This is a genomic window from Pseudomonas auratipiscis, assembly GCF_036324085.1.
Lineage (GTDB): Bacteria > Pseudomonadota > Gammaproteobacteria > Pseudomonadales > Pseudomonadaceae > Aquipseudomonas > Aquipseudomonas auratipiscis.
In genome coordinates this window covers 477355-497647 of sequence record NZ_JAZDCU010000001.1, presented here as the reverse complement: position 1 = coordinate 497647, position 20293 = coordinate 477355, and the positions used below count along the sequence as shown (strand labels likewise).

The window sequence follows — 20293 nt, the reverse complement described above, 5'->3', positions numbered from 1 at the left end:
GCATGCACATCGAACAACTGACCTGCGCCATCGGCGCAGAAGTATCCGGGGTCAACCTGGCTGATGCGGTGCACGATGACGACCTCTTCGAGCAACTGCGTGCGCAGTTGCTCAAGCACCGGGTGCTATTCCTGCGTGATCAGAACATCAGCCGTGCCGAGCATGTGGCCTTCGCCCGGCGCTTCGGCGACCTGGAAGACCATCCGGTGGCCGGCAGCGACCCGAAGCACCCGGGCCTGGTGCAGATCTACAAGCGTCCGGACCAGCCTGCCGACCGCTACGAGAACGCCTGGCACACCGATGCCACTTGGCGCGAAGCGCCGCCCATGGGCTGTGTATTGCGCTGTGTTGAGTGCCCACCCGTAGGCGGCGACACCATGTGGGCAAACATGGTTCTGGCTTACCAGAATCTGCCCGAGGACGTGAAGCAGAAGATCGAAGGCCTGCGCGCACGCCACAGCATTGAATCGAGTTTCGGCGCGGCAATGCCACTGGAAAAGCGCCTGGCGCTCAAGGCGCAATTCCCTGACGCCGAACACCCGGTGGTGCGGACCCACCCGGAAACCGGCGAGCAGGTGTTGTTCGTCAACGCGTTCACCACGCACTTCAGTAACTACCACACCCCGCAGCGGGTGCGCTTTGGTCAGGACGCCAACCCTGGTGCCTCCGATCTGCTGCGTTACCTGATCAGCCAGGCGTATCTGCCCGAGTATCAGGTGCGCTGGCGCTGGAAGCCCAACAGCGTGGCGATCTGGGACAACCGCAGCACCCAGCACTACGCGGTCATGGACTACCCCGCTTGCCACCGCAAGATGGAACGCGCCGGGATCAAGGGCGACCGCACTTTCTAAGCACTACAGATCCGCTGCACAGCGGGCACAAGACAATAACAAGACCGAGGACTACAGCATGCAATTCTTCGACGATTCGTTGCACCCGGAAAACATGGAAAAGGTGGTTATCACCGTCGCCCCCTATGGCCCGGAATGGATGCCAGAGGACTTTCCCGAAGACATTCCGCTGACCATGGACGAACAAGTCCAAAAGGCCGTCGACTGCTATGAAGCCGGTGCCACCGTGCTCCATCTGCATGTGCGCGAACTCGATGGCAAAGGCTCCAAGCGCCTGTCGAAATTCAACGAACTGATTGCCGGTGTACGTGAAGCCGTGCCGGATATGATCATCCAGGTGGGCGGCTCGATTTCCTTCGCACCGGAAAGCGATGGCGAAGCGGCCAAATGGTTGTCCGACGATACCCGCCACATGCTCGCCGACCTGACGCCCAAGCCCGACCAGGTCACCGTGGCGATCAACACCACGCAAATGAACATCATGGAGCTGCTGTATCCGGAATACCTGGAAGGCACCTCCCTGGCGCACCCTGCGATTCAGGCCGCGTACAGCGAAATGACTGTGCCCGCCGGACCTGCCTGGGTTCGTGAACACCTGCGCCGCCTGCAGGCAAGCAATATTCAGCCGCACTTCCAGTTGACCGGCATGCATGCCCTGGAAACCCTCGAGCGCATCGTGCGTCGTGGTGATTACATGGGCCCGATGAACCTGACCTGGATCGGCATCGGCGGCGGTTTCGACGGCCCTAATCCGTTCAACTTCTTCAACTTCATTCACCGCGCGCCCGATGGTTGCACCTTGACTGCCGAATCGCTGCTCAAAAACGTGCTGCCATTCAACACCATGGCCTTGGCTATGGGGCTGCACCCGCGTTGCGGCAACGAAGACACCATCATCGATCACCAGGGCAAGCGCTTCACATCAGTGCAGCAGATCCAGCAAACCGTGCGCGTTGCCCATGAGCTGGGCCGCGAAATCGCGACCGGTAAAGAAGCCCGTGCCATTTATCGCATCGGCCAGCAGTACAGCAGCATCGAAGAAACACTCAAAGCTAACGGAATGGCGCCAAACCGCCTGCCGGGTCACAAGGGTGTGCCACAGCGCGGCTGACCGGAGAGGGTCGGCCCGCCACCCCGGCGCCGACCCGCCACAGTCCACAGCGCTGTTAGTCAGGCTTCCATAACAACAAGACTTAGCCCAGACAACAGAGGAGCCAGCATGGCCGCCTATATCGCCAGCACCACAGATGATGGTGCCGACACTTCACGTGGCATTCCACGGCGCTATGCCTGGATTGTCTTTGCCTTGACCTTTGGCCTGCTGATTTCCGACTACATGTCGCGCCAAGTGCTCAACGCCGTATTTCCGCTGCTCAAGGGCGAATGGGCCCTGAGCGATAGCCAGCTCGGATTGCTCAGTGGCATCGTCGCCCTGATGGTCGGGCTGCTGACTTTCCCGTTGTCATTGATGGCCGACCGCTTCGGGCGGGTGAAAAGCCTGGTGTTGATGGCCGTGCTCTGGAGCCTGGCGACCCTGGGTTGCGCCCTGGCAGAAAACTACCAGCAAATGTTCATCGCTCGTTTTCTGGTCGGTGTCGGTGAAGCCGCCTATGGCAGCGTCGGTATCGCTGTTGTCGTCGCGGTATTTCCCCGTGATATGCGCGCAACTCTGGCCGGCGCCTTCATGGCCGGCGGCATGTTCGGCTCGGTGCTGGGTATGGCGCTGGGTGGGGTGATGGCCCAGCATTTCGGCTGGCGGTGGGCGTTCGCCGGCATGGCGCTATTTGGCCTGTTGCTGGCGTTGCTGTATCCGTTGATCGTCAAAGAAGCAAAAATTGCCCCGAAACGCGCCAATGCCACGCCATGCAAGATCGCTCGGCCATTGCACACTCTCTACGGTAGTCGTTCGGTGATTGCAGCCTACGTTGCCAGCGGCCTGCAACTGTTCGTCGGTGGCACGGTCATCGTGTGGATGCCCAGCTATCTGAACCGCTATTACGAAATGGGCACGGATAAAGCCGGTGTAGTGGCTGCCATCATCGTCCTGTGCAGCGGTATCGGCATGATCCTCTGCGCCATGCTGTGTGACCGCCTGGGCCGGCAGCGTCCGGATCGCAAGATCAGCCTGGCAATCGGCTACTGCCTGGGCAGTTGCCTGTTGTTGTCGCTGGCGTTTGCCTTGCCTTCGGGCACCGCGCAACTGGTGCTGATCTGCCTGGGCATGATGATTGCGGCAGGCACCAACGGGCCATCCAGTGCCATGGTTGCCAACCTTACGCATTACTCGGTTCACGGTACGGCCTTTGCCACCTTGACCCTGGCCAACAACCTGCTGGGGCTGGCCACCGGGCCTCTGATTACCGGGCGGGTTTCCGACGTGATCGGCTTGCACGCTGCCTTCCAGCTCGTGCCTCTGATCAGCATCGGTGCTGCTGTGGTGTTCTTTATTGCCAAGCGTCACTATCACAGCGACATGGCCCGTCTGGAGGGGCTGCAACAGACAGCGCCTGACGCGGCGCAGATTCAGGAGGTAAAACCGTGAAGCAAGCGTTGTCCATTGAAGTATTTATCGACTTTATTTGTCCCTGGTGCCTGATTGGTCAACGTAACCTGCAGGTTGCGCTTGAACAATTGCGCCTGGAACAGCCAGACGTTGAAGTCACCTTGCATTGGCAAGGCGTGCAACTGCTGCCTGACATGGCCAGGACCGGTCAACCGTTCGAGGCGTTTTACCGCAAGCGCCTGGGAAGCGATGAGGCTGTGCGTCAGCGTCAGGCGCAGGTGCGTGCGGCGGCCGAGGCCGTCGGCGTCAATATTGATTTTTCCCGTATTTGCCGCATGCCCAACACGGGTGATGCACACCGCTTGTTGCAGCGCGCCGTAGCGCTGGGGCAACCGCAACGTGCCGAGCAACTTCTGGCGCAGCTGTTCGCAGCCTATTTCCAGCATGGCAAGGACCTGGGTGATCCCATTACTTTGCTCAAGATTGCACGCAGCTGTGACCTGGAACCGGGTCAGGTTGCTGACTGCTTGCGCGGGGACGCCAGTCCGTTCATGAGTAGCAACCACCGTGCCAGTGCTGGTGTTCCATTTTTTCGTTTCAACCAGCTGTTGGAAGTGAGTGGTGCGCAACCTGCCGAAGTCTTGTTTGACGTCATGCTTGAAGCACTGGCAGTGGATCAGGTGGCGCTGGCATGAGCTACCGATATCCTGTGCCATCGGCCAAGGTACCCGCGCGGGGTGGCCGAGCGTTGCTGACGTTCGAAGACAAAAGCCTGGCGCTGTTCAACGTCGCTGACCATTTTTATGCCATCGATGACAGCTGCCCACACCAAGGCGCTTCGCTCTGTGGGGGACGCCTGGACGGACGGGTCATTCAGTGTTGCGCCCATGGCCTGCGCTTCGATCTGGCCAGCGGCTACCTGCTCAACTCCACGCAACTCAAGGTCGCTAGTTACCCGGTGGAGTGTGAAGGCGAACAGCTGTTCATCGTTGTCGACACCGAGGAGGCCGGCCAATGACCGCTGTCGCAATTGCCGCCGTTAACCATCGCGTGCGCGAGCTGGCACCGGGTTTCATCGTCAGCCTGATCGCCGCTGCCGCTGCCAGTTTTCTCAGCGAACACTATGGCGCGCCAGTCATGTTGTTTGCCCTGTTGCTGGGCATGGCGTTGAATTTTCTGTCTACCGATGGACGTTGCAAGGCGGGTATTGAATTTACCGCACGCACCGTGTTGCGCGTCGGGGTGGCGTTGCTGGGCATGCGCATTACCCTTGAGCAGATTGCCAGCCTTGGCTGGAAGCCGGTGGCATTGGTGGTGATCATTGTGGGGGTGACTATCGGTGTGTCGATGCTGGTGGCCAAGGCAATGGGCTTCAATCGCTTGTTCGGCATGCTTACCGGTGGGGCTACGGCGATTTGTGGTGCGTCGGCCGCACTGGCTCTGGCTGCTGCCTTGCCTGCGCACAAACAGAAAGAACACGCGACGCTGTTCACCGTGATCGGTGTGTCGGCACTGTCGACCCTGGCGATGATTGTCTACCCGATGATTGCTGGCTGGCTGCAGCTGTCGCCGTCTCAGGCCGGGGTGTTTCTCGGCGCCACGATCCATGACGTGGCGCAGGTGGTCGGCGCGGGCTATAGCATGTCCACCGAAACCGGCGACATTGCCACAGTGGTCAAGCTGATGCGGGTTGCGATGCTGTTGCCGGTCATTGTCGTGGCGGCAATGATTACCCGCCGCGCAGGTGACGCCGATACCGGCAAGCGGCCGCCACTGTTGCCATGGTTTGCCGTAGGTTTTGTCTTGTTGGCCTGCGTGAACAGTACCGGCTGGATTTCTACCTCAGTGCAGGGTGGGGTCAACGAGTTATCGCGCTGGTGTCTGGTGATTGCTATCAGCGCCTTGGGCATGAAGACCCAGCTCAAGGAGCTTGCCTCTGTGGGCATCAAGCCCATCGCATTGATGGTGGGTGAAACGGTATTTCTCGTGCTACTGGTACTCGCGCTGATGCACTGGGGCCTGTGACGCCCACTGCGCCTACCGCTGAACCTTCAGCGCTGCTGCACGCCATGTTGCGAACGCCACGTGGCCGGCGGCATGCCGAACTGGGCAATGAACCAGCGGGTAAATGAGCTGGGCATTGAATAGCCAAGCATGTCGGCGATCCGCCCCAATGAATAATTGGGGTTTTCCAGGTACCGGATCACCAGGTCGCGGCGCACGCCGTTGATCAAGTCGCTGAAGGTCACGCCACATTCCTCAAGGCGCCTTTGCAGGGTGCGCACATTCATACCCTGGGTCTGGGCAACCTGCTCGATGGTTGCCCGTCCCATTGGCAGCAGCAAGTAGATGGTCTTGCGCATCTCCAGCTCCAACGACAGCTTGCCGCCAGCCAACGTATCCAGGTAACGCTGGGCCAGGCGGGCCATCGCTTCGTTGGCCAACGGATTGGCAGTGTCCAGGTCGGCAGCCGGGCAAACGATGCCGTTGAACTCGCTGCCAAACAGCAGCTTGCAACCAAAAATCCTGCGGTGAATGGCCAGGTCGGCGGGCGCTGCGTGGGTGAAGTTGGCGCTGATCGGGCGCCAGTGCGCACCGAGCAGCGCCGCACATAGGCGCAGCATTACACCAATGGCAAGCTCCGTGGCCTGACGACCGCGATGGGGCAAATCACTGACCACTTCCTCACGGATGATCACGGTTTTTCCCGCTTCTTCGATGTGGATGGCCAAAGCGTCATTGAGCAGATGTCGATACTGCACAATCACCTGCAAGGCATCGCGCAGGGTGCGTTGGTGACTGAGCAACAGGCTGATCTCGCCAAAGTCCGACAGTTGCCGAAGTTCGGCCATACGCAGACCAAAGGTTTCACAGCCGCTGACCCGGGCAGACTCTTCTAGCAAGGTGATCACGCTGGTGACTGCCAAGCGCTGGTTGGGGTCATCGAGCAAGGCGGCACTCAAGCCAACCTGGGCCAACAGCGCATGGGGGTTAAGCCCCAAGTGACGTGAAACTTCAAGGTAATTGGTAAGGCTTGCGGCACGGACAAGGGCTGTCATTTTATTGTTTTCCACGCATTGTCATCAGACGACCCGCTTCTGCGGCGGATTACCTTTTATAGCCTGTGTGTCGCCAATTGAGAAGTCGTTTACCACCAAGACCAAAGCCTTGAAACCCCGGCAGGCCGGCGCTTCGGTCGCCTGGGCAATGCCCTGTCATCAAATGAAAAGTCACTGACGCTCAATGTAAAGCGCCTGGGAGGAGGGGTGATTACTGTGGCACTCGAACCGTTCGGGGATATCTGCGAGCGGACTGTCATGAACATAGGGTGTCGACGTGGAAAAACTGCATACCGCCGCTACTGTCCTGATCGTTCCCGGCTTGCGTGATCATGTTGCCGAACATTGGCAGACGTTGCTGCAAAACCGCCTGGCCAACGTTCGCTCGGTACCACCGTTGCAGATAAATGGCCTTGACTGCCAGGCGCGGGTCGAGGCGATCCAGCGCGAACTCGAACAGATCGATGGCGACGTTGTGCTGGTAGCCCACAGCGCCGGTGTGCTCATGGTGGCGCACTGGGCCGCATGCTATCAGCGGCCGATCAAAGGCGCGCTATTGGCTGCACCACCCGACCTTGAGGCGCAGTGGCCTGCAGCTTACCCAAGCCCGGACAGCCTGCGCGCCAATGGCTGGGCGCCGCTGCCGATCACCCCGTTGCCGTTCCCGAGCATCGTTGCTGCCAGCAGCAACGACCACCTGGCCAGCCTCGGCGCGGTAAGGGCAATGGCCCATGGTTGGGGCAGCGAACTGGTCGAACTGGGCGCCGTCGGTCATCTCAACCCCGCGGCAGGATTCGGCCACTGGCCGCAGGCCGAAACTTTCATTCAGACGCTGGACCGCTGAGCCCGCTGTACCGCAGGGACGCTTGACCAACGCTCGCAAACGACGAGCGGTAAAAAACAATAACAATAACCGGAGTCATCGTAATGCCGAACCATCGCACTCACTGTGCTGTGTACCCACAGCGCTGCCTGCTGGCCTGCGCCATCAGTCTGCTCGCTTTGCCTGGCGCCCAGGCCTTTGAACTCGACACCGGCAGCGAAGACTGGGCCGTGCGTCTGGATAACACCGTCAAGTACAACTACGGCGTACGCACAGAAAGTGCCGATAAACGTATGTTGGCAACCCCCAACAACAACGACGGCGACTACAACTTCCGCAAGGCCGGCACCAACATCACCAACCGTGTTGACCTGCTCACCGAGCTCGACGTGATCTACCAGGGCAACATGGGCTTTCGGGTCAGCGCCGCCAGTTGGTATGACAAGGCTTACGACAACACCGGCTCCAACTCCAACCCGTTTGTCAACGGCAATGGCGACACCTCCGGCATCAACCCAAGCCTCAATGGCCTGCCCGGCACCGGCACGCCCTTGGGCAGCCCGCATCTGAGCAACTACGCCCAGCGCTACTACAGTGGCCCGTCGGGTGAAGTGCTGGATGCTTTCGTGTTCATGCGCACCGAAATCGGCGAAAGCTCGGAGCTGAGCGGCAAACTGGGCCAGCACAACCTGTTCTGGGGTGAAACCCTGCTCAACCCGGTGCACTCGCTGAGCTACGGCCAGTCGGGCCTGGACCTGGCGAAACTGGCCGCGTCGCCCGGAACCGAAGCCAAAGAACTGTTCGTGCCACGTAACCAGCTCTCGGGCTCCTTCCTGGTAAACCCGGAACTGACTATCGGCGCCCAGTATTTCCTCGATTGGGATGCTGCCAGGCTGCCGGAAGCCGGCACCTATTACGGCGGCTCGGACCTGGTGGGTGAGGGCGCCCAGAGCTTCCTGCTCGGCCACACCGGCACTCCAGGCCTGATTCCTGTCCAAGGAGCGTTGACCAGCATTCGACGTGGTCACGACCTGACCCCGGACAAGCGCGGTGATTGGGGTGTCATGGCCAAGTGGTCTCCGGAGTGGTTGGGCGGCACCCTGGGCTTCTACTACCGCAAGACCTCGGAAATTCTGCCACAGGCCTGGTTGGACGCCCGTGGCCTGACCGTGTCCCGTGGCCCATTCGGTACGCCACCGGCAAGCCTGCAGGGCGCCGTCGGCAACCTCTACAACTCGCTGCAAACCCCGACCTACCAGTTCGCCTACGCCGACAACATCGACGTCTATGGTCTGAGCTTGTCCAAGGACGTAGGTGGCATCAGTGTCGGTAGCGACCTGAACATCCGCCACAACATGCCGCTGGCCAGCATTCCGGCAATCGTCAGCGCACCCGGACAGGGTGGCCTGGGGGGCGGTTTCGGTTTGTTGCCACCACGTTCGCCAAGCAGCGGTGTGGTCTATGACGTGCCCAGCGACGGCGATGGCTTGAGCGCCACTGGCCAGACGCTGCACTGGACCCTCAACGGTCTGATGAGCATCGGTGACACACCATTTTTCGACAGCGCCAGCCTGTTGGGCGAACTGTTCTACAGCAACCTGCTCAAGCTCGATGGCCACAACGAAGCCTTGTACAAGGGCAAGAGCAGCTACCGCGGTATCGACAAACCCACCCGCGACAACTGGGGCATTGCTGTCAACTTCACCCCGACCTGGTACCAGGTCATGCCGGGTGTCGACATGAGCATGCCGTTGTCGATCAACGTCGGTATAGACGGCGTATCGCCGGTACAAGGTGGCGGCGCCGAGGACACCGGCAACTACGCAGTCGGCGTGGGTGCTGCGATCTACAACCAGTATTTCGTCGACCTCAAGTACGTCGACAGCTTCGGCAAGTCCCAGTCGTGCAAAAACGGCCAGACCGATGGCACGACACCCAATGCCCTGGACGGTGAGCAGGATTACACCTGCTACGGCGGTGGTTACGCCTCTTTCTCTGGCGGCGGTGCAACCACCGAGGACCGTGGTGCGCTTTACCTCACCGTCAAAACCACCTTTTAAGTTACGTCTTCCTCCAGACATCACGCAGGAAAACATCATCATGAACTACGTGCATACGCTTTTAGCCACGTGCCTGTCACTGGCCGCCATCAACTCGGCCCAGGCAGCTGTCTCCACCGAACAAGCCGCGCAACTGGGTACCAGCCTGACCCACATCGGCGCGCAAACCGCCGCCAATGCCGACGGTTCGATCCCCGCTTACAAGGGCGGCCTGGTCACGCCACCGGCCAGCTACAAGAGCGGCGACAGCATGCGTCCGGACCCGTTCGCCGGTGAAAAGCCGCTGCTGGTCATCGACGGCAAGAACGCCGATCAATTCAAAGGCCAGTTGACCGCGACCACCCAGGAACTGCTCAAGCGCTTCCCGACCTTCCGTGTCGATGTGTATCCGACCCACCGTACCGTGGCGCTGCCGCAGCCGGTGCTGGACAACACCGTCAAGAACGCCGTGGGCGCACAAAGCAAGGAGGGTGGCACCGCGGTCGAGAACGTGCTGCCAGGCATTCCATTCCCGATCCCGCAGAGCGGCGCCGAGGCCATGTGGAACTTCCTCCTGCGCTATCAGGGCGTGAGCATGGCGGCCAAGTATGATTCATGGAACGTGGACTCCGCTGGTGTGCCAACCCTGTCGACCACAGGCCAGGCGAACATCAGCTACCCGATCTACGAGGACATGAACAAGCCAATCGGCTCCAAAGACACCTACTATCAGATGAAGCTGATGTACACCGCACCTGCTCGCCGTGCCGGTGAAGCGATGATGCTGCGTGACGCCGCCAACCCGCTGGTGCAGCCACGCAGCGCCTGGGTGTACCTGCCAGGTCAACGACGGGTCAAGCTGGCGCCGAACCTTGCCTATGACACGCCGAACCCAGGCACCTCGGGTTCTGGCACCTATGACGATGTATTCGTCTTCAACGGCGCCCTGGACCGCTACGACTGGACCCTGGTCGGCAAGCAGGAAATGTATGTGCCGTACAACACCTACCAACTGACCTACAACACCGATATCAAGAGCCTGACCACGCCTAACCACCTCGCACCGCAGTTCGTGCGCTGGGAAAAACACCGCGTGTGGGTGGTCGAGGGCAAGCTCAAGGATGGCGCTCGCCACATCTATCACAAACGCCGTTTCTACCTGGACGAGGACAGCTGGATCGCTCTGGCCTCCGACCAGTATGACGCCCGTGGTCAGCTATACCGTGGCTCGTTTGCCTTCCTCAGCCAGAGTTACGACAAACAGACCCCGGATGCAACGCCGTTCATGATCTATGACCTGATTGGCGGCACCTACAACCTCAACGGTGTGGTGGGTGCCTATGGCGGCATTCGCTACATCGAGCCGCTGACCCGTACCCAGTGGTCGCCCGAGTCCCTGGCCGGTGCCGGTATTCGTTAAGCCGGCATGAATGACCGGGCGCCATAGATCGGCGCCCGGTCCCTGGTTGAGCTATCCGGAGGATCGGGTATGTATTGTTTCAAGCGATGGACGACGCTGACCCTGGCGCTGCTCGCCCTGCAAGGCACTGCACAGGCAGCCCCCTACGTCGATGTGCTGGACTTGCCGGCCATGCCTAGCGCATTGGCGATGAAAAGCGCGTTGCGTGACGTCACCTCGGCGGGCGAGCGGCAGATTGCCGTGGGCCCACGCGGGCACATCCTCTATTCCGATGACCGCGGTACGCACTGGCAACAGGCACAGGTGCCGGTCAGTGCCGATCTCAATGCGGTGAGTTTTCCAACGCCGGAGCTTGGCTGGGCGGTGGGCAATGACGGCGTGATCCTGCACAGTCGTGATGGCGGCAAAAGCTGGGAGAAGCAGCTCGACGGCCGCATGCTTGGCGAACAAGTGCTGACCTGGTACCGCAGTCAGGCACAGGCCGCGCCAGATGATCAGCGCTGGGCCGCGCTGGTGGCAGAGGGCGAGCGCCTGCAAGCCGAAGGCGCCGACAAGCCGTTTCTGGATGTGCTGTTCACCGATGCCAGCCACGGCTATGCCGTAGGTGTCTTCAACCTGCTGCTGTACACCGCCGATGGCGGCCAGCATTGGACACCGTGGCTTGAGCGCAGCGACAACCCCCAGGCCCTGCACCTGACCAGCCTGGCACGGGTCGACAACACCTTGTACATCACCGGTGAACAAGGCCTGTTGCTCAAGCTCAGTGCCGACGGTCAGCAGTTCACTCGGGTAAACACGCCCTATAGCGGCACCTTTTTCGGCGCAATCGGTAAACCGGGTGCGCTGCTGGTGTATGGGCTGCGCGGGCATGTGTACCGCAGTGTCGATGGTGGCCAGCAATGGCAACAAGTCAGCACCGCCTTGACCACCAGTATTACTGCCGCAAGTCAGGACAACCGTGGCCAGCTATGGCTGTTGAGCCAGGCCGGAGACCTGCTAATGAGCAAGGACGACGGCGCCAGTTTTGTCGCGGTCAAGCAAACCTCGCGCACGCCGGTCAGTGCGGCGACATTCGACGCCGGTACCGACCTGGTGCTGGTAGGGGACCGTGGTGTGCGTACGCAGTCCTTCGACCAACCGCTGCAGCCATAATAAGAGAACAACCTGATGGCCAATATCCAACAAGACACCTTGCCGGTGGTCCGTAACCTTGGCGACTTCGATGCCCGCTCCGGCAATATGCTCGAACGTCTGGTGTTCAATCATCGTCTGCCGTTTATGGTGTGCATGCTGCTGGCTACCCTGGTGCTGGGGTACATGGCCGTGACGCGCCTGGAATTGCGCCCAAGCTTCGAAAAGATGATTCCCCAGAGTCATCCGTACATTCAGAACTACCTGGAAAATCGCCAGTCACTGCGCGGTCTGGGCAACTCGCTGCGCGTGGTGGTGGAAAACACCCAGGGCGACATCTTTGACCCGGCGTATCTGCAGACCCTGCGCCATATCAACGATGAACTGTTCCTCAGCCAGGGCGTGGACCGCGCCTGGATGAAGTCACTGTGGAGCCCGGCGGTGCGCTGGACCGAAGTGACTGAAGAGGGCTTCCAGGGCGGCCCGGTGATGCCCGACGGCTACCAGGGCTCACAAGCCGATATCCAACAGCTGCGACAGAACATCGAACGCGCAAACATCGTCGGCAGCCTGGTCGCTCGCGACTTCAAGTCGAGCATGTTGATCGTGCCGCTGCTCGACCAGGACTCGGCCACCGGCCGTGGCGTCGACTACCATGCGTTCTCGCAGAAACTTGAGCAATTGCGCAGCCAGTACGAGGCGCAAGGCACCTACAAGATCCATGTGATCGGCTTCGCCAAGCTTATGGGCGACCTCATCGACGGTTTGATCCAGGTGATGTTGTTCTTTGCCCTGGCGGTGGTGACCACCCTGGTGATCATCTACCTCTATACCCGCTGTGTGCGCAGTACCTTGCTGGTGGTGCTGTGCTCGTTGACCGCGGTGGTCTGGCAATTGGGCATTGTTGCCTGGCTGGGGTATGCCATCGACCCTTACTCGATTCTGGTGCCGTTCCTGATCTTCGCCATTGGCGTATCGCACGCCGCGCAGAAAATGAACGGCATCATGCAGGACATCGGCCGCGGCACCCACCGCCAGATTGCCGCACGCTATACCTTCCGCCGCCTGTTTGTTGCCGGTGTTACCGCACTGCTGGCCGATGCGGTGGGTTTTGCCGTGCTGATGCTGATTGACATTCCGGTCATTCAAGACCTGGCGATCACTGCCAGTATCGGTGTGGCGGTATTGATCTTTACCTCGCTGCTGCTGATGCCGGTGGCACTGTCGTACATCGGGGTGGGGCGCAAGGCCGCCGAGCGCGCCCTGCGTATCGATTCGCGGGCTGCAGAGCATCGTGGTTTCGGCAAGCTCTGGGACCTGCTAGATCGCTTTACCACCCGCAAATGGGCGACGGCCGCCTTGTTGGTCGCCGGCGTATTGGGAGCAGGGGGCTTTGCCTTGAGCCTGCAGCTGAAAATAGGCGACCTCGACAGTGGCGCACCCGAGTTGCACGCCGACTCACGCTATAACCGTGATAACGCCTACATCACGGATCACTACGCGCTTTCCAGCGATACGTTCGCGGTGATGATCAAGACCGCCCCGGAAGGCTGCCTGCGGTACCAGACGCTGGTACTCGCCGATCGACTGGCTTGGGAGCTGCAACAGCATGCCGGGGTGCAGACCACCTTGTCGTTGACCAACGCGGTACGCCAGATAACGGCCGGCACCTATGAAGGCAACCCCAAGCTCAACAGCATTCAGCGCAACCAGGACGTGCTCAATTACGCCGCCCAACAGGCCTCGGTCAATGCCCCCGAACTGTTCAACAACGACTGCTCGCTGATGCCGGTGATTGCCTACCTGACGGATCACAAAGCCGACACCCTGGATGAAGTGGTGGCCGTTGCCGAGCGCTTTGCCCAGGCCAACAGCAGTGAAGATCGCCAATTCCTCCTGGCTGCCGGCAGTGCCGGGATCGAAGCGGCAACCAACATTGTCGTGCGCGATGCCAACCGCACCATGCTGCTGCTGGTGTACCTGGCGGTCACCCTGTTCTGCCTGATCACTTTCCGCAGTTGGCGGGCCACGTTGGTCGCCGTGCTGCCGCTGATTCTCACCTCGGTGCTGTGTGAGGCCCTGATGGTGATGATGGGGATTGGCGTGAAAGTCGCGACCTTGCCGGTAATTGCCCTGGGCGTGGGCATTGGCGTGGACTACGCGCTGTACCTGCTCAGCGTGCAACTGCACTACCAGCGCAAGGGCCTGCCGTTGTCCGAGGCGTATCAAAATGCCGTGGCCTTCACCGGTCGAGTGGTCGGTCTGGTCGGTATCACCCTGGCTGCCGGCGTGGTCGCCTGGGCCTGGTCGCCGATCAAGTTCCAGGCCGACATGGGCATCCTGCTGACCTTCATGTTCCTCTGGAACATGCTCGGCGCGCTAATCCTGATTCCGGCGCTGTCGTATTTCCTTCTGCCTGGCAACAAGGCCCAGGCACCCGCTTCCAGCACCGTCGCTGCCGACGGGCTGCAACAAACAACCAAAGAAGTCGAGTGCTCGCATCATGTCTGATTACCTTCCACCGCTGCGCGACATGGATTTTCTGTTCAACGAGGTGTTCGACCTCCCGGCCGTATGGTCACGGATACCAGCGCTGGCCGAGCATATTGATGCCGATACCGCCAAGGCCATCCTTGAACAGGCGGGCAAGGTCATCGCCCAAGTCATCGCGCCGCTCAATCGCAGTGGCGATGAACAGGGTTGCCGCTGGGAAGACGGTCAAGTCATCACCCCGGACGGTTTCGCCGAGGCTTATCGCGCCTACGCCGAAGATGGCTGGGTCGGCGTTGCAGGTGCGACGCAATACGGCGGCATGGGCATGCCCAAGGTAATAGGCGCCCAGGTCGAGGAAATGCTCAACGCTGCCAACCTGTCGTTCGGCTTGTACCCGATGCTCACCGCTGGCGCCTGCCTGTCGCTGCTCAATCACGCCAGCGACGCACTCAAGGCCCAGTATCTACCCGCCATGTACGAAGGACGCTGGACCGGTTCGATGTGCCTGACCGAACCGCATGCCGGTACCGACCTTGGTTTGATTCGTACCCGCGCCGAACCTCAGGCCGACGGCAGCTACCGGATCAGCGGCACCAAGATCTTCATTACGGGGGGGGAGCAGGACCTCAGCGAGAACATCATTCACCTGGTACTGGCGAAGCTGCCGGATGCACCTGCAGGGGCCAGGGGCATTTCGCTGTTCCTGGTGCCCAAGGTGATGGTCAACGACGACGGTTCGCTGGGGGATGCCAACGCCCTGGGGTGTGGCTCGATCGAGCACAAGATGGGCATCAAGGCATCAGCCACCTGCGTAATGAACTTCGACGGTGCCACTGGCTATCTGGTGGGCGACCTGAACAAAGGCTTGAATGCCATGTTCACCATGATGAACTACGAACGTCTGGGCGTAGGCATTCAAGGCCTGGCCCTGGGTGAGCGCTCTTATCAGAACGCCATCGAGTATGCCCGCGAGCGGTTGCAGAGCCGCGCTCCGACCGGGCCTGTGGCCAGCGAACAAGCTGCCGACCCGATCATCGTCCACCCTGACGTACGCCGCATGCTGTTGACCATGAAGGCCTTGAACGAAGGCGGGCGGGCATTTTCCACCTATGTGGCCCTGCAACTGGACCTGGCCAAGTACAGCGAAGACGAGCAAGAACGCAATCGCGCGCAGGCCCAGGTGGCGCTGCTGACTCCGGTGGCCAAAGCCTTCCTCACCGACATGGGGCTGGAAACCACGGTACATGGTCAGCAAGTGTTCGGCGGCCATGGCTACATTCGCGAATGGGGCCAGGAGCAATTGATCCGCGACTGCCGGATCACCCAGATCTACGAAGGCACCAACGGTATCCAGGCTATGGACCTGGTAGGGCGCAAGCTGGTTGCCGACGGTGGTAAGGCCTACAGCCAGTTGTCTGCGCAAATGAAAGCATTCGCCGAACGTCTCGCCCCCTCGAGTGGCGAGTTCAGTGAGCCGCTGTTGGCCGCCATCGACAATCTGGATGAATTGACCGCGTGGCTGCTCGACCGTGCCCAGGGCAACCCCCGCGAAATCGGCGCGGCGGCAGTGGAGTATCTGCATGTGTTCGGCTACACGCTGTATGCCTACATGTGGGCGCAAATGGCCGATGTGGCTCAGGCACGCGATGAGCAGGGTACGTTCTACACCAGTAAATTGGGAACGGCGCGCTTCTACTTCGCACGCCTGCTGCCGCGCATCCAGTCGCTCAGCGCCACCGTCAAGGCCGGCAGCGCCAGCCTGTACCTGCTCGACGCCGAACAACTGTGAAGGATCCCGCAATGATCGAAACTCGCGTGATTGCCCCGGCGCCCGGGGCCTATAGCTATCCGCTGCTGATCAAGCGCCTGCTGCTGTCCGGTGTGCGCTACCAGCCTGGCCAGGAAATCGTCTACGCCGATAAGCTGCGTTACAACTACATCACCTTGCAGGAGCGCATCCAGCGGCTGGCCAACATGCTGGTCGCGGCAGGGGTGAAAGCGGGTGATACTGTGGCCTTGCTCGATTGGGACAGTCATCGTGCGCTCGAATGCTTCTTCGCCGTGCCAATGCTGGGCGCAGTACTGCACACGGTGAACGTGCGCCTGTCGGCTGAACAGATCCGCTACACCATGAACCACGCCGACGATAAGCTGGTGCTGGTCCACGATGACTTCCTGCCATTGATGGAGCAACTGCAGGACGAACTGGAGACAGTCGAAGGTTTCATTCGCTTGGGCGAGGTACAACCCTGCGCCACCGCACTTCCGGTACTGGGCGAGTACGAAGCGTTGCTGGCTGCGGCGGCTCCGGCGTATGAATTCCCGGACTTTGACGAGAATTCGCTGGCAACCCTGTTCTACACCACCGGCACCACGGGCAACCCCAAGGGCGTCTACTTCACCCACCGCCAGTTGGTGCTGCACACCCTTAATGAACTGGGGACGTTGGCGGCCTGTGGCGGCGAGCCATTGCTGCGTTCTGGTGATGTGTACATGCCCATCACACCGATGTTCCATGTACACGCCTGGGGCGTGCCTTACGTGGCTACCGCCCTGGGTATCAAGCAGGTGTACCCTGGGCGCTACGAACCCAACCAGCTTGTGCGCCTGTTCCGCGAAGAGCAGGTGACCTTTTCGCACTGCGTCCCGACCCTGCTGCAGATGATGCTCGACAGCGAGGAGGGCCGTAATACCGACCTTACCGGCTGGAAAATGCTACTGGGCGGCAGCGCCTTGACCCAAGGCCTGGCAACACGGGCGAGCAACCGCGGCATTCATGTGCACTGTGGCTACGGCATGTCCGAAACTTGCCCGCTGCTGAGTCTGACCAGCCTCACTCCAGAAGACCTGGCGTTGCCCATGGAACAGCAGATACCACTGCGCATCAATGCTGGCGTGCCCATTCCTCTGGTGGACTTGCGTATCGTCGATGAGCAAGGCAATCAGGTCGCACATGACGGTGAAAGCCTCGGCGAGATCGTGGTTCGCGCGCCCTGGCTGACCCAGGGCTACCTGAAAGAACCTGAGCAAGGCGCAGCGTTGTGGGCCGATGGTTGGATGCACACCGGTGACATGGCCTGCATCAATGCACGCGGCGTGGTACAGATTCGCGACCGGATCAAGGACGTGATCAAAACCGGCGGTGAGTGGATAAGCTCGGTAGCGCTGGAAAGCCTGATCAGCCAACACCCTGGCGTCGATTCAGTCGCGGTGGTTGGCATTGCCGATTCGCAATGGGGGGAACAACCCCTGGCTCTGGTGGTTTGTGTGGCGGGTATGCAGCTGGATCAGCAATCGCTGGCGCAGCACCTACAACAGTTTGTCGACAGCGGCAGCCTGAACAAATGGGCCGTGCCACGGCAGGTGCGATTTGTCGATGAAATTCCGAAAACCAGTGTCGGCAAGATCAACAAGAAGCTGATTCGCGAGCTGCATGCCTGCCAGGCGTAGGTTTGGGTCGCGAGGCAAGCCAGCACCTACCGGAAGGTAGGCGCTGGCGCAATCTGGTAAAGTCTGCGCCGAACCCTACAGCAGACCTTGCCAGGAGCGCACATGACAATCGATTGGGCCCATTTCACACCGTGGTCGGCGTTGCTCGGCGGCGCCCTGATTGGTCTGGGCGTGAGTATGTTCGCCCTGCTGAACGGCCGTGTCGCAGGCATCAGTGGCCTGCTGGGTAGCCTGTTGCAAAAGCATGATGAGGGCAGACGCGAGAAGGGGTTGTTCGTTCTCGGGATTTTAGTAGCGCCCTTGCTCTGGTGGGTGTTTGCCGGGCGACCGCTTGCCGAGTTCGAGGCCGGACCATTGACCTTGATTGTTGCAGGTTTGCTGGTAGGCCTGGGCGCCCGCTATGGCTCGGGATGCACCAGCGGCCATGGCGTGTGTGGCCTGGCCCGGCTATCGCCGCGTTCGCTGGTGGCCACCCTGTCGTTCATGGCCAGCGGCATCGGCGTGGTCTTCATTGCCCGTCACCTGATGGGGGGCTGAGCATGAGGGCAATAGTCGCTTTGCTGGCAGGTCTGGTATTCGGTCTTGGCCTTTTGCTGGCCGGCATGGCCAATCCGGCCAAAGTCCTTGGTTTTCTCGATCTGGCCGGGCTTTGGGACCCATCACTGGCGCTGGTCATGGTCGCTGCAATCGCGGTTGCGTTCGTACCGCTGCAATGGAGTCGCAAACAGTCGCGCTCACTGCTGGGTTCCCCCATGCGTATGCCCGCAGCCCGCGATGTGGACTCCAGGCTGATTCTCGGCAGCCTGGTATTTGGTGCGGGCTGGGGCTTAGCCGGTATCTGCCCTGGCCCTGGCCTGGTGCTGTTATTGACCGGCTACGGGCAAAGTATTCTCTTCGTTGCCGCCATGTTGCTGGGCATGGCCTTGTTCAGCGCTATCGAGCGCTGGCGTGGCCGCTGAGATCACGCCGCCTGTAAAGCCTGGGCAATTGCCTTGTTGAACGCCGGCAGATCGTCTGGATTGCGCGATGTGATCAAGCGCCAGCCTTTGGCGGTGCACTCCTTGACTTCGGCGTCCACCCATTCGGCCTTGGCGTTGACCAGGTCGGTACGAACGCTGGGGTAAGAGGTCAGGGTTTTGCCGGCGATCACCTCGGCATCGATCAGCGCCCAAGGGCCATGGCAAATTGCGGCTATAGTTTTACCGCAGAGGCTGAATGCCTGGATCAGCCTCGCCGCATCGGCATCCTGGCGCAGGGTGTCGGCGTTGACCGTGCCGCCCGGGATGATCAGGGCATCGAAGTCGTCGCCGTTGAGGTCGGCAAGCCTGGCGTTGGATTCGACCGTACGGTCCTTGTCGGTGTCATGCAAGAAGGTCTGCACGGTGCCGCCTTTGATCGACCCATGGGTAATGCTCGCGCCTTGCTCGCGCAGGGCTTGCAGGGGACTGAGTAGTTCATCACGTTCGATGCCCGTGTTGGCGGTGATGATCAGGACGCGTTTGCCGTTAAGTGGTGTGCTCATGGTTTCTCCGCAATCAGTGGCCCATCATCCGATGGCCGGACGTGAGGGTGATTTTTCAAGAAGGTGCCTTGTTGGCGCGACACCGACTCCGCCCACTGTTGAGCCTGGCGCCAAGCAAAAGGTTTAGATTTTTTTCCAGGCTCCGGGCTTTGCAACTGCTGCAGGACCGCCATCCGATGAAAACCTTGAAGATCGCTACCTTCAACGTCAATGGCATTCGCGCCCGGCTGCCGAACCTGCTGGCCTGGCTCGAACGTGAACGCCCTGACATCGCTTGTTTGCAGGAACTCAAGGCAGTAGACCGGTACTTCCCCAAGGCCGACCTCGAGGCAATCGGTTATGCCAGCCTGTTCATGGGCCAGGCTTCCTGGAATGGCGTGGCCATCCTCGTTCGCGATGCCGAGCCGCTGGAAGTACGGCGCGGCTTACCCGGCACCGAAGGCGATCCGCAAAGCCGCTATCTGGAGGCAGCAGCGCACGGGGTACTGGTCGGCTGCTTGTATCTACCCAACGGCAATCCGCAACCGGGCCCGAAATTCGATTACAAACTGGCCTGGTTCGAACGATTGATCGAGCACGCTGCTACCTTGCAAGGCAGCGATCATCCTGTGGTGCTGGCCGGCGATTACAACGTGGTGCCGACCGACTTCGACATCTACAACACCCGTTCATGGCTCAAGGATGCCTTGCTGCAACCGCAGAGCCGCGAGTGCTACCAGCGCCTCTTGCAGCAGGGCTGGACCGATGCGCTGCGCCATCTTTACCCCAACGACAGGATCTACACTTTCTGGGACTACTTCCGCCAGCATTGGCAGAAGAACGCTGGCTTGCGCATTGATCACTTGCTGCTCAATCCAACGCTAAAACCTTGCCTGAAAAACGCCGGCGTAGATGCCTGGGTACGTAATGAGGCACATGCCAGCGACCATGCGCCGACCTGGATAGAACTGAACACGCGCAAACTCAAATAGATCGCCTATACGCTGCAGACTACCGTTCGTC

The 20293-nt window shown here is 60.5% G+C and carries 18 protein-coding genes; 16 read left to right on the top strand and 2 right to left on the bottom strand.

Features of this window, described 5'->3' with window-relative positions; genetic code table 11:
• Positions 1-2 precede the first annotated feature (2 nt).
• The 6 genes from V0R60_RS02135 to V0R60_RS02110 all read left to right on the top strand — a co-directional run bounded on the left by V0R60_RS02135 (position 3) and on the right by V0R60_RS02110 (position 5379).
• The gene (locus V0R60_RS02135; RefSeq protein WP_330078492.1) at positions 3-851 is read left to right on the top strand and encodes a TauD/TfdA dioxygenase family protein; all 849 of its coding nucleotides are present in this window, start codon (positions 3-5) and stop codon (positions 849-851) included.
• Between the two features lie 58 nt (positions 852-909).
• On the top strand, positions 910-1962 hold the full coding sequence (locus V0R60_RS02130) for a BKACE family enzyme (protein WP_136476055.1): 1053 nt from the start codon (positions 910-912) through the stop codon (positions 1960-1962).
• Positions 1963-2070: 108 nt separating this feature from the next.
• The gene (locus tag V0R60_RS02125; RefSeq protein ID WP_330078493.1) at positions 2071-3393 is read left to right on the top strand and encodes an MFS transporter; all 1323 of its coding nucleotides are present in this window, start codon (positions 2071-2073) and stop codon (positions 3391-3393) included.
• Positions 3390-4049: a DsbA family oxidoreductase gene (locus V0R60_RS02120; RefSeq protein WP_330078494.1), complete on the top strand. Its 660-nt coding sequence runs from the start codon at positions 3390-3392 to the stop codon at positions 4047-4049. The genes V0R60_RS02125 and V0R60_RS02120 overlap by 4 nt, the downstream gene beginning before the upstream one ends.
• Positions 4046-4372: a Rieske (2Fe-2S) protein gene (locus V0R60_RS02115; protein ID WP_136476058.1), complete on the top strand. Its 327-nt coding sequence runs from the start codon at positions 4046-4048 to the stop codon at positions 4370-4372. Before V0R60_RS02120 ends, V0R60_RS02115 begins: the two co-directional genes overlap by 4 nt.
• Complete coding sequence (locus V0R60_RS02110; RefSeq protein WP_330078495.1) at positions 4369-5379, top strand: YeiH family protein; 1011 nt, start codon at positions 4369-4371, stop codon at positions 5377-5379. Before V0R60_RS02115 ends, V0R60_RS02110 begins: the two co-directional genes overlap by 4 nt.
• A gap of 26 nt (positions 5380-5405) precedes the next feature.
• Here the strand turns inward: V0R60_RS02110 and V0R60_RS02105 are convergent, their stop codons facing one another.
• The gene (locus tag V0R60_RS02105; RefSeq protein WP_330078496.1) at positions 5406-6413 is read right to left on the bottom strand and encodes an AraC family transcriptional regulator; all 1008 of its coding nucleotides are present in this window, start codon (positions 6411-6413) and stop codon (positions 5406-5408) included.
• Positions 6414-6690: 277 nt separating this feature from the next.
• Here V0R60_RS02105 and V0R60_RS02100 point away from each other — a divergent pair, with 277 nt between their 5' ends.
• The 9 genes from V0R60_RS02100 to V0R60_RS02060 all read left to right on the top strand — a co-directional run bounded on the left by V0R60_RS02100 (position 6691) and on the right by V0R60_RS02060 (position 18728).
• Positions 6691-7257, top strand: coding sequence for an RBBP9/YdeN family alpha/beta hydrolase (locus tag V0R60_RS02100; protein WP_330078497.1), 567 nt, complete (start codon positions 6691-6693; stop codon positions 7255-7257).
• 83 nt (positions 7258-7340) lie between these two features.
• Positions 7341-9296, top strand: coding sequence for a DUF1302 domain-containing protein (locus V0R60_RS02095; protein ID WP_136476061.1), 1956 nt, complete (start codon positions 7341-7343; stop codon positions 9294-9296).
• 40 nt (positions 9297-9336) lie between these two features.
• Positions 9337-10695 carry a DUF1329 domain-containing protein gene (locus V0R60_RS02090; RefSeq protein ID WP_136476062.1) on the top strand — a complete coding sequence of 453 codons (1359 nt, stop codon included), beginning with the start codon at positions 9337-9339 and terminating at the stop codon, positions 10693-10695.
• A 69-nt stretch (positions 10696-10764) separates the two neighbouring features.
• Positions 10765-11847: a WD40/YVTN/BNR-like repeat-containing protein gene (locus V0R60_RS02085; RefSeq protein ID WP_330078498.1), complete on the top strand. Its 1083-nt coding sequence runs from the start codon at positions 10765-10767 to the stop codon at positions 11845-11847.
• A 15-nt stretch (positions 11848-11862) separates the two neighbouring features.
• Positions 11863-14337 (top strand): efflux RND transporter permease subunit, encoded by a 2475-nt coding sequence (locus V0R60_RS02080; protein ID WP_330078499.1) that lies wholly within the window; start codon positions 11863-11865, stop codon positions 14335-14337.
• Positions 14330-16108 (top strand): acyl-CoA dehydrogenase C-terminal domain-containing protein, encoded by a 1779-nt coding sequence (locus tag V0R60_RS02075; RefSeq protein ID WP_330078500.1) that lies wholly within the window; start codon positions 14330-14332, stop codon positions 16106-16108. Before V0R60_RS02080 ends, V0R60_RS02075 begins: the two co-directional genes overlap by 8 nt.
• 11 nt (positions 16109-16119) lie before the next feature.
• Positions 16120-17769 carry a fatty acid--CoA ligase gene (locus V0R60_RS02070; protein WP_330078501.1) on the top strand — a complete coding sequence of 550 codons (1650 nt, stop codon included), beginning with the start codon at positions 16120-16122 and terminating at the stop codon, positions 17767-17769.
• A 102-nt stretch (positions 17770-17871) separates the two neighbouring features.
• Positions 17872-18306, top strand: coding sequence for a YeeE/YedE family protein (locus V0R60_RS02065; RefSeq protein ID WP_136476067.1), 435 nt, complete (start codon positions 17872-17874; stop codon positions 18304-18306).
• A 2-nt stretch (positions 18307-18308) separates the two neighbouring features.
• A complete protein-coding gene (locus V0R60_RS02060; RefSeq protein WP_330078502.1) occupies positions 18309-18728 on the top strand; it encodes a DUF6691 family protein in 420 nt (139 codons plus the stop codon).
• 2 nt (positions 18729-18730) lie between these two features.
• Here the strand turns inward: V0R60_RS02060 and V0R60_RS02055 are convergent, their stop codons facing one another.
• Positions 18731-19291 carry a type 1 glutamine amidotransferase domain-containing protein gene (locus V0R60_RS02055; protein ID WP_330078503.1) on the bottom strand — a complete coding sequence of 187 codons (561 nt, stop codon included), beginning with the start codon at positions 19289-19291 and terminating at the stop codon, positions 18731-18733.
• A 176-nt stretch (positions 19292-19467) separates the two neighbouring features.
• On the opposite strand from V0R60_RS02055, the gene xth reads away from it, so the two are divergent.
• Positions 19468-20262: an exodeoxyribonuclease III gene (xth, locus tag V0R60_RS02050; protein ID WP_330078504.1), complete on the top strand. Its 795-nt coding sequence runs from the start codon at positions 19468-19470 to the stop codon at positions 20260-20262.
• Positions 20263-20293 lie beyond the last annotated feature (31 nt).

Bases quoted from the DNA above. Each gene is read 5' to 3' on its own strand.
- V0R60_RS02075 (WP_330078500.1), top strand. From the start codon at position 14,330: ATGTCTGATTACCTTCCACCGCTGCGCGACATGGATTTTCTGTTCAAC.
- V0R60_RS02130 (WP_136476055.1), top strand. From the start codon at position 910: ATGCAATTCTTCGACGATTCGTTGCACCCGGAAAACATGGAAAAGGTG.
- V0R60_RS02085 (WP_330078498.1), top strand. From the start codon at position 10,765: ATGTATTGTTTCAAGCGATGGACGACGCTGACCCTGGCGCTGCTCGCC.
- V0R60_RS02095 (WP_136476061.1), top strand. From the start codon at position 7,341: ATGCCGAACCATCGCACTCACTGTGCTGTGTACCCACAGCGCTGCCTG.
- V0R60_RS02080 (WP_330078499.1), top strand. From the start codon at position 11,863: ATGGCCAATATCCAACAAGACACCTTGCCGGTGGTCCGTAACCTTGGC.
- V0R60_RS02090 (WP_136476062.1), top strand. From the start codon at position 9,337: ATGAACTACGTGCATACGCTTTTAGCCACGTGCCTGTCACTGGCCGCC.
- V0R60_RS02065 (WP_136476067.1), top strand. From the start codon at position 17,872: ATGACAATCGATTGGGCCCATTTCACACCGTGGTCGGCGTTGCTCGGC.
- V0R60_RS02125 (WP_330078493.1), top strand. From the start codon at position 2,071: ATGGCCGCCTATATCGCCAGCACCACAGATGATGGTGCCGACACTTCA.
- V0R60_RS02135 (WP_330078492.1), top strand. From the start codon at position 3: ATGCACATCGAACAACTGACCTGCGCCATCGGCGCAGAAGTATCCGGG.
- xth (WP_330078504.1), top strand. From the start codon at position 19,468: ATGAAAACCTTGAAGATCGCTACCTTCAACGTCAATGGCATTCGCGCC.
- V0R60_RS02105 (WP_330078496.1), bottom strand. From the start codon at position 6,413: ATGACAGCCCTTGTCCGTGCCGCAAGCCTTACCAATTACCTTGAAGTT.
- V0R60_RS02110 (WP_330078495.1), top strand. From the start codon at position 4,369: ATGACCGCTGTCGCAATTGCCGCCGTTAACCATCGCGTGCGCGAGCTG.
- V0R60_RS02070 (WP_330078501.1), top strand. From the start codon at position 16,120: ATGATCGAAACTCGCGTGATTGCCCCGGCGCCCGGGGCCTATAGCTAT.
- V0R60_RS02060 (WP_330078502.1), top strand. From the start codon at position 18,309: ATGAGGGCAATAGTCGCTTTGCTGGCAGGTCTGGTATTCGGTCTTGGC.
- V0R60_RS02115 (WP_136476058.1), top strand. From the start codon at position 4,046: ATGAGCTACCGATATCCTGTGCCATCGGCCAAGGTACCCGCGCGGGGT.
- V0R60_RS02055 (WP_330078503.1), bottom strand. From the start codon at position 19,291: ATGAGCACACCACTTAACGGCAAACGCGTCCTGATCATCACCGCCAAC.